At 73.5% G+C, this 14,018-nt stretch carries 13 protein-coding genes; 9 read left to right on the forward strand and 4 right to left on the reverse strand.

The window, feature by feature from the left end; genetic code table 11:
• Positions 1-175: 175 nt before the first annotated feature.
• The 4 genes from ACH4PU_RS09740 (at position 176) to ACH4PU_RS09755 (ending at position 3,612) form a co-directional block, all read left to right on the forward strand.
• Positions 176-1,177 carry a Gfo/Idh/MocA family protein gene (locus ACH4PU_RS09740; RefSeq protein ID WP_398268663.1) on the forward strand — a complete coding sequence of 334 codons (1,002 nt, stop codon included), beginning with the start codon at positions 176-178 and terminating at the stop codon, positions 1,175-1,177.
• On the forward strand, positions 1,174-2,295 hold the full coding sequence (locus ACH4PU_RS09745) for a DegT/DnrJ/EryC1/StrS family aminotransferase (protein ID WP_398268666.1): 1,122 nt from the start codon (positions 1,174-1,176) through the stop codon (positions 2,293-2,295). The genes ACH4PU_RS09740 and ACH4PU_RS09745 overlap by 4 nt, the downstream gene beginning before the upstream one ends.
• Positions 2,296-2,389: 94 nt before the next feature.
• On the forward strand, positions 2,390-2,848 hold the full coding sequence (locus ACH4PU_RS09750; protein WP_398268669.1) for an NUDIX domain-containing protein: 459 nt from the start codon (positions 2,390-2,392) through the stop codon (positions 2,846-2,848).
• A 251-nt stretch (positions 2,849-3,099) separates the two neighbouring features.
• Complete coding sequence (locus tag ACH4PU_RS09755; protein ID WP_398268672.1) at positions 3,100-3,612, forward strand: hypothetical protein; 513 nt, start codon at positions 3,100-3,102, stop codon at positions 3,610-3,612.
• Between the two features lie 17 nt (positions 3,613-3,629).
• Here the strand turns inward: ACH4PU_RS09755 and ACH4PU_RS09760 are convergent, their stop codons facing one another.
• A complete protein-coding gene (locus tag ACH4PU_RS09760; protein ID WP_398268675.1) occupies positions 3,630-4,118 on the reverse strand; it encodes a GNAT family N-acetyltransferase in 489 nt (162 codons plus the stop codon).
• Positions 4,119-4,511: 393 nt separating this feature from the next.
• Between ACH4PU_RS09760 and ACH4PU_RS09765 the strand changes: the two genes are divergently transcribed.
• Positions 4,512-6,191 carry an IucA/IucC family C-terminal-domain containing protein gene (locus tag ACH4PU_RS09765; RefSeq protein ID WP_398268678.1) on the forward strand — a complete coding sequence of 560 codons (1,680 nt, stop codon included), beginning with the start codon at positions 4,512-4,514 and terminating at the stop codon, positions 6,189-6,191.
• Between the two features lie 257 nt (positions 6,192-6,448).
• Here the strand turns inward: ACH4PU_RS09765 and ACH4PU_RS09770 are convergent, their stop codons facing one another.
• Positions 6,449-7,384 carry a GNAT family N-acetyltransferase gene (locus ACH4PU_RS09770; protein WP_398268681.1) on the reverse strand — a complete coding sequence of 312 codons (936 nt, stop codon included), beginning with the start codon at positions 7,382-7,384 and terminating at the stop codon, positions 6,449-6,451.
• Positions 7,385-7,593: 209 nt separating this feature from the next.
• Between ACH4PU_RS09770 and asnB the strand changes: the two genes are divergently transcribed.
• Both asnB and ACH4PU_RS09780 read left to right on the forward strand, forming a co-directional pair.
• A complete protein-coding gene (asnB, locus tag ACH4PU_RS09775) occupies positions 7,594-9,462 on the forward strand; it encodes an asparagine synthase (glutamine-hydrolyzing) (protein WP_398268684.1) in 1,869 nt (622 codons plus the stop codon).
• Between the two features lie 116 nt (positions 9,463-9,578).
• Positions 9,579-9,953 (forward strand): GntR family transcriptional regulator, encoded by a 375-nt coding sequence (locus ACH4PU_RS09780; RefSeq protein WP_398268687.1) that lies wholly within the window; start codon positions 9,579-9,581, stop codon positions 9,951-9,953.
• 15 nt (positions 9,954-9,968) lie between these two features.
• On the opposite strand, the gene ACH4PU_RS09785 is transcribed toward ACH4PU_RS09780, so the two are convergent.
• Positions 9,969-11,021: a hypothetical protein gene (locus tag ACH4PU_RS09785; protein WP_398268690.1), complete on the reverse strand. Its 1,053-nt coding sequence runs from the start codon at positions 11,019-11,021 to the stop codon at positions 9,969-9,971.
• A 177-nt stretch (positions 11,022-11,198) separates the two neighbouring features.
• Here ACH4PU_RS09785 and ACH4PU_RS09790 point away from each other — a divergent pair, with 177 nt between their 5' ends.
• Positions 11,199-12,572 carry a xylan 1,4-beta-xylosidase gene (locus ACH4PU_RS09790; RefSeq protein WP_398268693.1) on the forward strand — a complete coding sequence of 458 codons (1,374 nt, stop codon included), beginning with the start codon at positions 11,199-11,201 and terminating at the stop codon, positions 12,570-12,572.
• A gap of 86 nt (positions 12,573-12,658) precedes the next feature.
• Here ACH4PU_RS09790 and ACH4PU_RS09795 read toward each other — a convergent pair whose 3' ends face one another.
• The gene (locus tag ACH4PU_RS09795; protein WP_398268696.1) at positions 12,659-13,057 is read right to left on the reverse strand and encodes a hypothetical protein; all 399 of its coding nucleotides are present in this window, start codon (positions 13,055-13,057) and stop codon (positions 12,659-12,661) included.
• Positions 13,058-13,509: 452 nt separating this feature from the next.
• Here ACH4PU_RS09795 and ACH4PU_RS09800 point away from each other — a divergent pair, with 452 nt between their 5' ends.
• The gene (locus tag ACH4PU_RS09800; protein ID WP_398268699.1) at positions 13,510-14,001 is read left to right on the forward strand and encodes a hypothetical protein; all 492 of its coding nucleotides are present in this window, start codon (positions 13,510-13,512) and stop codon (positions 13,999-14,001) included.
• Positions 14,002-14,018: the final 17 nt, after the last annotated feature.

Genomic DNA, 14,018 nt, shown 5'->3' on the forward strand with positions numbered 1-14,018 from the left:
CCGCCGCACACCGTATCCGCATCCACCGGGCCCGTGAGGGGCTTTGCACGGAGTGCAAACGGCTTTGCGGCGCACGGCAACGCCCCTGCCGCTCACGATGCGGCCGCGGTGTCCTCGAAGAGCAGGCGGCTCGGACGGGCGGGTCGCCCCCGCGCATCCGAAGGGAGATGTAGCGATGAACGCGCGCAAGAGGGCCGCAATGGTGGGGCTCGGCGGCCAGGCCACCAGCGACCACCTGCCCGGACTCGCCCAGTGCCACCGCGCCGAGCTCGTCGGGGTCTGCGACATCGACGCAGACCGGGTGGCCGCCGTGGCCGGCAGGCATCAGGTGCCCGGCTTCACCACCGTCGAGCGCCTGCTCCGGGAGGCCCGGCCGGACTTCGTCATCGCCGCGGTGCCGCACCACGCGGGCCGGGAGGTCGTCGCCGCGTGTGCCGAGGCCGGGGTGCACGTGCTCAAGGAGAAGCCGTTCGCCACCGACCCCCACCAGGCGACCGAACTGGCCGGGTTGTGTGAGAAGGCGGGGATCGAGCTGATGGTCACCGTCCAGCGTCGCTTCCACCCCGTCTATACCGCCGGCCTCCAGTTGCTGGAGCGGATCGGTAGCCCGTACCTGGTCGAGGCCCGGTACACCTTCCACCGCCCCGACCCGGCCGCCGGCTGGCGTGGCCGTGCGAAGCTCGCCGGTGGCGGGTGCCTGGCGGACATGGGCTACCACCTCATCGATTTGCTCCTGTGGTATCTCGGGCTGCCCGACCGCGTCCTCGCGGGGACCTCGGCTGCCGCCGTGCCGGGTGCCGAGTACGACGCGGAGGACACCGCCCTGGTCCACCTCGCCTACGACTCCGGCCTGTACGGCTCGCTGCTGGTCTCTCGCTCCGCCGGCCCGAAGACCGAGCGCCTGGCCGTCACCGGCCCGCACGGCACGCTCGCCGTCGAGCGCGGCACCGTCCGCCTCCTCGACCCCGGCGGGCAGGTCGTCGAGGCGTTGCGGCGCGAGCCGGCCTGGCCCTGCCCGCCCGCCACCCTGATCGACCGCTTCTGCCGCGTCCTGGACGGCACCGCCCCCAACCCGTCCGGCCCGGCCGCCCACCTGCCGCACGCCGCGTTCCTCGCCGCCGCTTACGCGTCCGCCGCCACCAACCGCCCGGTCGAGCCGAGGGAGTTCCCGGCATGAACGACTCCCCGCTCGCCCTGCTCGGCGGCCGGCCTGTCGTGACGGCACCGGGCCCGCACTTCGTGTGGCCGCCGATCGAGAACACCGACCGACGTGCGGTCGCCGCCCAACTGGAGACGGCCGTCTCGATCCCCGACCGCTCCGGCATCGTCGCCGACCTGGAGGACGCGCTCGCCTCCTACCTCGGCGTCCGGCACGTGGTGACCACGTGCACGGGGACGGCCGCGCTGCACTCGATGTACGCGGCCGCCGGGATCGGCCCCGGCGACGAGGTCATCGTCCCGGCCCTGACCTTCCACGCCACCGCCACCCCGCTCTTCCACCTCGGTGCTCACCCCGTTCTCGCCGACGTCGACGACCGCGGCCGGCTCGACCTGGAGGACGCCGCTCGTCGGCTGACCGCCCGGACGAAGGCCGTGGTCGTAGTACACCTGTGGGGGTTGCCCGAGGACATGGACGCGCTGACCGCGTTCGCCGACGAGCATGAGCTGCTGCTGTTGGAGGACGGCTCCCACGCCCATGGCGCCACCTGGAACCACCAGCGCACCGGCAGTTTCGGCGCCGCGTCCGCGTTCAGCCTGAACGGCCCCAAGCCCCTCTCGGCCGGCGAGGGCGGGTTCGTCGCCACCGACGACACCGAGCTGTACTACCGGGTGCTGCTGCACGGCCAGTACAACAAGCGGTGCCGCCGCGAGATCCCCGCCCACCATCCGCTCGCCCGCTTCGCGACCACCGGCATGGGCCTGAAGCTGCGCATCCACCCCGTCTGGAGGACCACCTCAGCGGGCGCCGGGCGGTGGCAGGCCGGATGTGCGCGGCCCTGGACGGCGTCCCCGGCATCCGCGTCCCCGACCTGCCGGCAGCAGCACAGCCGTCGTGGTACGCGCTGCCGTTGCGCTACGAGCCGGCCGAACTCGGCGGCCTGCCGATCGAACGGTTCCTCGACGCCCTCCGAGCCGAAGGCGCCACCGAGGCCGACCTTCCCGGGGCCACCCGCCCGTTGCACACCCACCCGCTGTTCCGCACCCCAGGCGTCCTGCTGCCCGGCTACGCTGGCGGCCGCGGTCTGCCCGCCGACGGCTTCCCGGTGGCGGACCACGTGCACGCCACGACGCTGAAGCTGCCGGTGTGGCATCGCGAGGGCGAAGTCCGCCTGGCCGACGCCTACACCACCGCCATCGCCAAAGTCGCCACCCACGCGAAGGACCTGACGTGACCTCCTCCACCGTCACCCCCGACCTTCTGGACGCCCTCGTCCGCACCGCCGAGCGCGACGGCGTCGAGAAGAGCGTCGTCGGCGCCGTCATCGCTGACGAGGGTGGCAAGGTGCTGCTGCTGCACCGCCCCGCCGACGACTACCTCGGCGGCTTGTGGGAGATGCCCTCCGGTGGCGTCGAGCCCGGCGAGAGCCTGATCGAGGCGTTGCGGCGCGAGGTCGCCGAGGAGACCGGCCTGACAGTGGCAGAGGTCGGCGGCTACCTGGGGCACTTCGACTACCGCTCCGGCTCCGGGCGCCGCACCCGGCAGTTCAACTTCGTCGCCGTCGTCACCGGGCAGACGATCAGGCTCACCGAGCACGACGCGCACCTGTGGGCCGATGAAGGCCGGCAGGGCGAGGTCTCCAGCGCCGTCCGGACCGTGCTGGACACCTGGCGCAGGCAGGCGGTCTGACCGTTCCTGCGGGCAGGGCCTCGGCCGTCGCCCCTCCCGGTGGCCGGGACCCTGTGCCGCACGACTGGTCTCCCGGCCGGGTGTACGGGGAGGGGGTGTGGGGCGGGGAACTCGTGCGTAAGTGAGCGCGGCCGCTTGCGTGCCTTGTGGGGAAAGGTGGTTCGGGTCCGGGGGCCGTCCTAGGCTGGCGAGGTCACCGTTTCGGGGAGGGATCCGTGCGAGGGGCGAGGCGAAAGGGTAGGCGTGCGGCGGTGGTCGGGGGCGTCGTGCTCGGGGTGCTGGCAGGCTTCGGGGGTGTCGGGCAGGCCGCGGCCGGTGGGGGGCGGGGGCCGGTGGTGACGCATCCGGGGTCGGTGCCGTTCGCGTACGCGGCCGGGGACGTCTGTTCCTTTCCCGCTCGCGCCGAGTTCCCGGTCAGTGATCTGACGGTGAAGACGTGGAACGACGCCGAGGGCAACCCGCGTTACGCGGTCGAGTCCGGTGCCTTGGCGCTGCGGGCCACCAGTCTGCGGACGGGCAAGTCCGTCGACCGGGACGTCTCCGGTACGGCGGTGATGCGCTACGCGCCGGGGCGTCCCGGGACGTTCGTCATGTCGGGGTACGGCTGGGCCACGGGCTTCCAGGGAGGGGACCGCCCCGCGCACCGGTGGATCGTCGCGCGGGATCACATGAGCGTGCTTTTCGGCGACGAGAACGGGCGGAACACCAAGCGGCTGCTCGCTCTGAGCGGGCGGTACGAGGATCTCTGCCGCACCCTCGCCTGAGTGTGCTGCGGCGTGCGTCAGCCGTCGGTCGTCGGGCGGGTCATCGCGTGCTCCAGGTGGGGTTCGTCCGGGCGGACGGGCTGGGATTCTCCCGTGCGGGTGAAGCCCCTGCGCAGGTAGAAGTGTTCGGCGCGGGCGTTGCCGGCGGTGACCCAGAGGCGGAGTTCGGTGCGGGCGTGGGCGGCCGCGTGGGCGAGGGCCGTGTCGAGGAGCAGGTCGGCGGTGCCCGAGCCGCGGGCGGCGGGGGTGACCCAGAAGGACACGAGCTCGGCCGTCGGGGGCGCGGTGAGGAGTACGGACGTCAGGCCGCAGGGGGTGCCGTCGCGTTCCGCGAGGAAGGTGTTCCGACGGGAGAGGCGCTCTCGCCACCTCTCCTCCGGGAAGGCTCGTTCGGCGGCCCAGGTGGAGCCGAACGCCTCGGGGGCGTCGGCGAGTGCCGCCAGGCGGACGGAGCGGTAGAGGCGCCATTCGCCGGCGTGCAGGGGGCGGACGGTGGTCTGCGGCATGGGACGACCGTTCCAGGGCGGGGCGGCGTGGACAAGCGGCTTTTCGCTCCGTCGGGATATATGGGGGTGTAAGTGGCATATCGCTTAACCTCGTTGACAGGGTTAGGGTTGCCTAACCTAAGGTCGGTCCCGTGAGTGAGAACCGTCTCCGCGCGCGCCCCGCGCCGCTGCACGCGATCGCCGTCGGCGTCGCGATCCCCGTCTAGCGCACCCGGCACCCTCCGCAGAGCTTCCCGACCGACCCCGGACCACCGAGGGTCCCCTCGGCGTACCCGCGGCGCCCCCGCGGTACCTGTCCTCGCGCCCCGGCCCGAAAGGCGTTCCCGTGCGGCTGACCGATCGCTTCCCCTTCCGTGCGCCCACCCCGCCGCACCGCGCGCGGGAGGGAGTCGTATGAGCGGGCGGCCCCCGGGTGGTGGCCCGGGTGGTGACGTGGAGGGCCGGCTCGTCGTCCGCGTCCTCGACGCCCTGCTGCGCGAGGACGTCTGCCGGCTGCGCGGCACGGCGCGGGCCGTGAGCCGGCCGGACGGGGAGCGGCTGGCGCTGACCATCGCCGGGGAAACGATCCTGCTTCCGGTCGCCTACGACGGCCCGGGAGGCGTGGCGCGGGTCCGCGCGCCCCTGCTGGAGACCGTGGACGGCCCGGTCACCGGCCTGCACGCCGTGCTGGAGCGGCTGCGCCCCGCGACGGATCCCCGGGAGCGCGCCGGGTTCGACGCCCTCACCGCCGCGTGCGCCGCCGAACTCGCCGCCCTGCGGCTCCGCGAGCGGACCGACGAGGACGTCGCCGAACGGCTGGCCGCCGCGTACGGGCGGAGCGCCGCCGCGTGGACCGGACCGCGCGGCGCCCTCGCGTACGACGCCCTCGCCGCCCGCCGGCCCGACCCCCCGACGGGCCGGCCGCGAACCGCCGAACTCGCCGTCTACGAGCCGGAGTTCCACCCCTGCTTCGGGCTCCGCTGGGTCGCCCTGCCCCGCGCGGCCGTCCAGCGGGGCCCGGGGGAGCCGCCGCCCTGGTGGCCGGCCCCCGACGCCCTCGGGCTCCCCGAACTCACCGCCACCCACACCATGCTGCCGGTCCACCCGCTGACCGCCGGCCCGCCGCTCGCCCGGGCGCTGCGCGCCACCGGCCTGGACGGTGCGGCGCGGCTCGCCGAGAAGCCCTGGGCGGACGTGGTGCCGACCCGGTCGGCGGGCGTCCTCGTCCTCGTCGACGCGCCGGAGTACCGGCTCGAACTGCCGCTCCCCGACGGCACATCACCCGCCCCCGCCGCGCTCGCCGACGGCGTCGTGACGCAACGGGTCCTGGAGGAAGTCCTGTTGTGCGAGCCGGGCTTCGTCGGCTCCGTCCTCCCCGCCGCCGCGGACACCCACCTGCACGCCGGACACCCGCTGCTCACCGCCCGCGTGCGCCGCGACCCGTACGAACCGGCCGACGTCCACGTCGTGCCCGTCGCCGCGCTGGCCGCCCGGACGCCCGACGGGGAACCGGTCGCCGGCGCGCTCGCCCGGCGCTATTACGGGGGTTCGGCGCGGGCCTTCGCCGACGCCTATCTGACGCTGCTGCTGGACTGGTGCACCACCCTCTTCTCCTACGGCGTCGCGCTGGAGACCCACCCCCGGGACCTGGCGCTGGTCCTGGACGAACACCGCGGCCGCACCCGGCTGCGGCTGCTCTACCGGGACCACGCCGGCCCCCGCGTGAACGGCGTGCGATTCGCCTCCCGCCTCGGCGGCGAGGCCGCGGACCTCCTCGGCTTCGCCGACCGGGGGATCCTCGCCGGGCACGACGGTCCCGTCGCCGACCTCCTCGCCGCCGGCGCCCTGCGGCGGTGCGCGGTGGAGCCCCTTTCCGTGCTCACCGGGACGGACCGCGCCGACGGCCTCCGCCTGCTGCGCGACCGCCTCGACGACGCCCTGCACCGGCTCCCGCCCGGCGCCGCGGCCGTCCTCCGCACCCGCCTGCTGGACGCCGCCCGGCTGCCGGTCCGCGCCGTGCTCACCCCGATGCTGCGGCCGGGCGCGCCGGAGTATGTGAACGTCCCCAACTATCTGTGGGCTCCGGTGTGTTGACGCCGGTCGCGTCCCTCGGTGCGGACGCCGGCCGGCTCCGGCGTGCGGTCGCCGTGCGCGTTCCGAACCTGCCGGTGGTGCCGTCGGGTTCCGGCCACCCGGGTGTGCCGCCGCCGCACCCGTACGAGCGGGGCCCCGGGCCGCGCGCCGACGGCTCGTTCCCCGTTGCGGCCCGTCGTCGTACGCGCACAGGTCGCCGTCAGCGCACGCGCACGCGGAGGCGCGCGCCGAACCGCCCCCGCCGCGCGGGCCCGCGCTCAGAGCTCCCGCACGTACCGCCACTCCGCCGCCGACCACACGTATCCGAGCCACTCGTTGACCGCCAGCATGGGGTCGTTCCCCGCGTCGTTGCCCGTGAACGCCTCCGTGCAGCCCGCCGCCTTCGCCCGCCGCAGGGCGCGGCTCTTGACGAGTTTGGCGAGGCCGCGGCCGCGGTGGGCCCGCGCCGTGCCCGTCATGGCCGACATCATGCGGCCGTGGCCGTCGCTCTGGACGAGGGTGAACGCGGCGGGGACGCCGTCCACGACGGCGACCGTCGAGAGGGCGAGGTCGAGGCCGGGCCGCCGCCAGTCGCGGTCGAGCCACTCCTCGTACGGCGGGACGACGACGGGCACGTCCGCCGGTTCGTCCGCCGCGCACTCGGTGTCCAGGGCATGGATCGGGCGCGGGTCGTCGGCGAAGTCCGCGAGGGGGCGCAGCTCGACGTCCCGGGGCGCTTCCGGTGCGGGCGGCAGCTCGGTGGCCGCGAGGTCGAGCCGGAGGAAACCGGCGCGGCGCAGCCGGCGGTAGCCGTGGGCCTCGGCCCGGGCGGGGGAGCGGCCGTCGTCGTTCGCCCAGATGTAGACGGAGCCGGCGCCGGCCGCCGCCAGGCACTCCTCGGCCGCCCCGAGCAGCGCCGACGCGGCGGCCTCGGCGGCCGGCCCGTCCAGCCGCGGATCGGCGTACGGCGAGGCGAACGCCCGCCCGTCCGGCCGGGAATCGTCGTCCGTGTACAGACCCATGCGGACGCTGCCGGCGATCCGGCCGTCCGCCGTCTCGGCGACGAGCAGCCGGTAGCGCTGCTCCGGCGGCGCGGTCCGCAGTTCCCAGAGCAGCGCTTCGGCGGTGACGACCATGAACGGGACCGCCGCGCGGCGGACTTGGGCGACGGCTTCGGCGTCGGCGGGAGTGAACTCCCGGAGGGCGATAGGCATGCGGCGAACCGTATGGCGGAGAACGATCGGTTTGCGAAAGGTTTTCCGTACGTGTGGTTGGTACATGCATCTATGAGGCGTAGCGTCGCCCCCGCGAACCGTCGCCGGCCCCGCGCGGAAGGCGGCGGTCCGCGTCGGACGGGGGTCGAGCCGTGCCCCGGAGCGCTCGGAAGAGCCCCGGGCGACTGCCGAAAGGGGACACCGCGACCATGTGCGGAATCGCCGGATGGATCGCTTACGACCAGGACCTCACCACCGCCGGGGCGCACGCCGCGCTCGAGGCGATGACGCGGACGATGGAGTGCCGGGGACCGGACGCCTCGGGCATCTGGCAGGACACCCACGCCGCGTTCGGCCACCGCAGGCTGGCCGTCATCGACATCGAGGGCGGCCGGCAGCCGATGCTCGTCGAGCACGACGGCCGCACCCGGCTCGCCCTCACCTACAGCGGCGAGGTCTACAACTACCGCGAGCTGCGCGCCGAACTCGCCGGCCGCGGCCACACGTTCCGTACCAGCAGCGACACCGAGGTCGTGCTGCACGCCTACCTCGAATGGGGCGAGGCGTTCACCGAGCGCCTCAACGGCATGTTCGCGTTCGCCCTCTGGGACCCGCGCACGGAGGAACTCCTCCTCGTCCGCGACCGGATGGGCATCAAGCCGCTCTACTACCACCCCACGCCCGGCGGCGTCCTCTTCGGCTCCGAGCAGAAGGCCGTCCTCGCCCACCCCGCCGTCCGCGCGACCGTCGGCGCGGAGGGGCTGGCGGAGGTGCTGGCCTTCGTCAAGACGCCGGGCCACGGCGTCTACGACGGGCTGCACGAGGTGCGGCCCGGCCACACCGTCCGGATCCGCCGGGACGGGTCCACCGCGCGGACCACCGTCCGGCGCTACTGGGCGCTGGAGGCGCGCGAGCACCCCGACGACATCCCCACCACCGTCGCGCGCGTCCGCGAGCTCCTCGACGACATCGTCGCCCGCCAGCTCGTCGCCGACGTCCCGCTGTGCACCCTGCTCTCCGGCGGACTCGACTCCTCCGCCGTCACCGCCCTCGCCGCCAAGGGCCTCGCGGAAGCGGGCCGCGGGCCGGTCCGCTCGTTCTCCGTCGACTTCGCCGGCCAGACCGACCACTTCGTCCCCGACGACCTGCGCGGCACCCCCGACGGCCCGTACGCCCACGCCCTCGCCGAGCACGTCCACTCCGACCACCGGGACATCGTCCTCGACACCGCCGCCCTGATGGACCGCGGCCACCGGCGGGCCGTGCTCACCGCCCGCGACCTGCCCACCGGCTTCGGCGACGGCGACACCTCGCTCTACCTGCTGTTCAAGGCGATACGCGAACAGTCCACGGTCGCCCTCTCGGGGGAGTCCGCCGACGAGGTGTTCGGCGGCTACAAGTGGTTCCACGACCCGGCGGCCGTGCACGCCGACACCTTCCCGTGGGTCGCGGCCGGCGTCGCCCACACCTTCGCCGGCGGCGACAGCGCCCTCGGCTCGCTCCTCGCCAAGGACGTCCTCGACGCCGTCGATCTGCCCGGCTACGTCGACGCCCGCTACCGCCAGGCCCTCGACGAAGTGCCCCGGCTGCCCGGCGAGACCGGTCTCGAACGGCGCATGCGCGAGGTCTGTCACCTCCACCTCACCCGGTTCGTCCAGATCCTCCTCGACCGCAAGGACCGGGCCAGCATGGCCACCGGTCTCGAGGTGCGGGTGCCGTTCTGCGACCACCGGCTGGTCGAGTACGTGTTCAACACCCCCTGGTCGATGAAGACCTTCGACGGGCGCGAGAAGTCCCTGCTGCGCGCCGCCGTCCGCGACGTCCTGCCCGACGTCGTCGCCGACCGCGTCAAGAGCCCGTACCCCGCCACCCAGGACCCGCGCTACGGCGCCGCCCTCCGCGCCGAACTCCGCGAACTGGCCGCCGACCGGGACGCCCCCGTCCGGCCGCTGCTCCGCGAGGACGCGCTCCGGGACGCCCTCTCGGAGGAGTCCGGCGACCAGTACCGGGGGGCCGTCGAACTCGTCCTCGGACTGGACGGGTGGCTGCGGACGGGCGGGATCGACCTACGGGTGTGAATCGACCCGCGGGTGCGAGGGGGCGCGGGGCGGCGGCCGGGCCCGCGGACACCGAGCGGAGGCCACGGACGGCGCACAATGGGTGACACACACCGCCCAGCCAGCCAGGAGACCACGTGGCCTTGCACCTGACCGTCGACCCGGAAGCGCCCCAACCGCCCTACGAGCAGATCCGCGCCCACATCGCCGACCGGGCCCGCTCCGGCGCGCTGCCCGTCGGCCACCGGCTGCCGACGGTCCGCGGCCTCGCCGAGGAACTGGGCCTCGCCGCCAACACCGTCGCCAAGGCCTACCGGGCCCTGGAGGCGGACGGCGTGATCGAGACCCACGGCCGCAACGGCACCTTCGTCGCCGCCCCCGGCGACACCGCCGACCGCGAGGCCGCGACCGCCGCCCGCGCCTACGCCGAACGGGCCCACCGGCTCGGCCTGGACCGGACGGCGGCGCTGGCGGCGGCGGAGGAGGCGCTGCGGGCGGTGTACGGGGACTGACGGGCGGGGGCCGGTTCAGGGGACGGACAGGGCCCATGGGCAGGGCCGGTGGAGCTCGCCGGGGTGGTACAGGAACTCCAGGTGAGAGGGCTTCTTCTCCGCCGTGAACATGAACTCCAGGCGCGTCGACTCGCCCTCCCCGACCTCCTCCCGCTGCCCCGAATGGAGCTCTGCAGGAAAGCCGTTGAGCCATTTGACGCCGGGGTTCGCGTTCCTGTGGCTCCCGATGTCGTAGCTGCGGAGTTCCACCGGGGCTCCGCTGCCGTTCGTCACGATGACGGGCACCTGGTAGGCGTGGGTCACCGGTGTGCCGTCGTCCGTCGTGCCGGCGGGAAGGGTGACGGGCCGGACGGGACCGATGGAGACGCGGACGCCGTCGTCGTAGGTGACGGTGCCCTCCCGGGCGGGGGTCCGGCCGCCGGCCGCGCCCGACGTCTCACGGGCGGCGACTCCCTGGTCGGTCCGGTAGCGGACGCAGCCGCCGTCGGCCGACAGTACGGGCTTGTTCGTGTACCGGTTGGTGCCCATGGAGAGGGTGATGCCGTGGTCGGCGACGGTGCGGATCTCCGGCCAGCGCGGCGTGGGGCGATCGGCGTCCTCGGGATCCGGCACCTCCTCGACCTTCCAGCCGTGCCGCCGCCATGACGTGCGGAGCCTGTCGAGGTCGGCCAGGTAGTCCGCCTTGCGCGCGTAGTCCAGGCTCCATGTGTAGTGGGGCTGGTCCCTGGTCACCCCGTCGCCGTCGGCCCCCAGGTCGTCGACGCACGAGGTGCTGCTCTCCTTGCTCATCCGGCCGGACGCGTCGCCGTCGCCGGGGCGGAGGCCGGCGACAGCCGCCTTCCCTGCCTCACGGGTCCTGATGTCCTGCGTACGGTAGTCCGCCGCGGTCCGTACGGGACCGCCGTCGAGGTTCTCGAAGAAGTCGGACACCGCGGTGCACGCCCAGAAGAGCAGCGCGGCCGCGGCCGCGAGGACGAGCCACCGCCGCACTACCGCCTTGTGGCTCACCCCTGCGATCGGGGTGTCCACGGTGGCGACGGTCGGCTCCTGGGGCGGGTGTTTCTCCATGAGGCGATTCCACGCCACGGGCCCCGCCCGCCGGCAGGGACGGCTTACTCAACTTGTCGGACCGGAACTGAGTACGGATACCCAGGGGCAGGAGCGTCCACCACCCGAAACCGCTCACCACCACCGATCGGCCGGAAGCCCCCGGACCGGCCCCTCCGGCCGATACCCTGGCCGGTGATGGGACGTCATGCCGGGCGACCGGCTGCCGGGGGACCGGCGTTGCCGAAACGGGGGCGGTGGCGGCTGACCGCCCTGCTCGCGGTCGTGGCCTGCGCCCTGGCCCTGCTGCTCGCCGCGATCCTCGCCGACTGGCGCTCCCGGGACGGCACGCCGTACGACGAGCGGGCCGAGGTCGGATGGGGCTTCACCCACACCCAGTACAGCGCCGACCGCGGCGAGGACACCGCCCGGCGCACCGCCGCCAAGCTGCTCGCAGCCGAGTCCCTGCCGCAGAACCAGCACATCATGGGCTGGGGGGCGGACAACCCCGAGCCCAGGCCCGGCAGTTACAACTTCACCGACCTCGACCGCCGCGTCGCCCTGATGCGCCGCTCCGGCGGGGCGCCCGTCCTCACCCTCTGCTGCGCCCCCGACTGGATGAAGGGCGGCGGATCGCGCACCGACTGGTCCCAGAAGTCCCTGGAGAAGGCTCCCGACCGCGGCCACTACCGGGACTTCGCCCGACTGGCCGGAGTCGTCGCCAAGCGCTACCCGGACGTCCACCACTTCATCGTCTGGAACGAGCTCAAGGGCTTCTACGACGAATCCCGTAAGCGCTGGGACTACGAGGGGTACACCGAGCTCTACAACCTCGTCTACGAGGAGATCAGAAAACAGCGGGACGACGTCCTCATCGGCGGCCCGTACGTCGTCATGGACAGCAACCCGCCCGACACGGCCTCCAACATCTCGTCCCTGCAAGGCCCGTGGGGGATCGTCGACCAGCGCGCCGTCGACGCCCTGGAGTACTGGAACCGCCACAAGGCGGGCGCCGACTTCGTCGTCGTCGACGGCTCCAGCTACACCCGGGACGGCAACCGGCTCCTCCCCGACGAGTTCCGCGCCACCCGCAAGTTCGCCGACGTCACCGCGTGGCTGCGGAAGACCACCGGCCTGCCCGTCTGGTGGGCCGAGTGGTACGTCGAACCCCCCGACGCCCAGGACAACCGGGCCGGCTGGACCGAGGAGCACCGCGTCGCCGTCCAGGCGACGGCCATGATGAACATGGCCGAGTCCGGCGTCTCCGCCGCCTTCTACTGGAACCCCGAGACCGGCACCGGCAGCTGCCCCGGCTGCCTCTGGAGCCCTACCGAGCTCGGCGGAGGCGGGGGGCGGCTGCCCATGATGGACCTCCTCTCCCGCTTCGCCCGGGAGTTCCCCCCGGGGAAGGAGGTCCGCCGGCCGGACGTCACGGGCGCCGGCACGGACGTCCAGGCGCTCGCGTCGCGGGACGCGACGGTGGTCGTCAACACGCGGGACGCGGACGTACAGGTGCGGGTGGACGGGCGGGCGGTGGAGTTGAAGGGGTACGAGGTGCGGTGGCTGGGGTGATGGGGTGTCGCCCCGGCCCCACCCTTTCGCCGTTTCCGCGGGGGCTCCGCCCCCGCACCCCCATGCGCTGCCAGGACGTCGCCCGGTCAGGCGGCGGGCCCCGGCAGGTGACCGAGGTGCCGTATCACCCGCTCGCGTAGCAGGAGGTACTGCTCCCAACGGCGGAGCGGACCCGGCGGCCGCTCCACGACGCGCGCCGCGGTCACCGTCTGCCCCCGCCGGAACTGCTCGCGCGTCAGGTCCATTTCCACCCCGCTGGCCAGCCTGTTCCACCAGTGGAAGCCGTGCTGCTCACCGTCGAGGTGCACCTCGCCGACCATGAGGTCACCACCGAACACGTCGTTCACGACGAGCGCCGTGATGTCGCAGTGCCCCCGGGCGGGGTTCGCGGGGCACCATTCGGCTCGGTCGTCGGGCGAGCAGGTGTCAGCGGCCCAACTCGCGCGCAGGGCCGCGTCGAGGTCGATCAGGTTCCACGGAGTCATGCGGTCAGCATGGCAGCCACCACTGACATCACGAGCGGAGGTGCGAATCTGGCGCCTTGACGCACTTATACGCGGAAGCGGTTCCTATGGTCACTTCTGTCGGCAGGTGCAGTCTTCCCACTCACACGCGGTGAAAGGCTGGTCATCGCACGGGCGCCAAGCGCCGCAGGAGCGTCGGACCCATTGCATGGATCCGACGAGACGTCCTGTAGTGCAACTGCGTGCTAGAAGACGGAAATTGGTGTGGAGTGCTCGTGCGGTGATCAAGTTGGGGACGATCGCGCACGCGGCTTCGATAATCGTGCGCAGTTCTGCACATCGCCGTACGGTGTGCCTGCTGAGAACGGCTGGCATGCAAGCGCAGTACCCCCACCGTCCGAGCTGACCAGCCGGTATGGGAACCTCGACTACTGTCTGGATCTGATACTCCACGAAACAAGTGACCCTACACGATGCCCTACGACATCACCTTCGTCCGCCGGCTCCCCGGCCGTACGGTCGCCGAATCGCTCGATCTCAGGAATGCCGCTTTCGATCCCGAGGCCGAGCCGGAGCCCATGAGCCTGACGCCGGGGCAGCGCGCCGCGTGGGAGGAGGTCGTGCGCCGGGTGAGTGCGGAGGTCGGGCCTGTGGTCACGGAGGAGTTCCGCTACGGCCTGACGCTGGAGCGCAACGGTGACGTGGGGCGCGTTCAGCTCGACTACGACGGGGAGTCGGCGGAGATCGCGCTGGCGTACCGGCATGACGGCGAGGCGGCGCGGCGGATCGTCGCGGAGGCGTATCGCATGGCGGGCATCGTCGAGGACGTCACCGGGCTGACGGGGTTCGACTGCCAGACCGGGCGGGCGACGGCCGAAGGGGATGTCGACGCGGCCGTCGGCTGTCTCGCCGGCGTCTCCCGGTGGGCGCAGGGCGAGATCCCCCGCCTGCTGACGGAGGGCTGAGGCGGGGGCCGGGCGGC

The organism is Streptomyces sp. NPDC021100 (assembly GCF_044333095.1).
GTDB lineage: Bacteria > Actinomycetota > Actinomycetes > Streptomycetales > Streptomycetaceae > Streptomyces.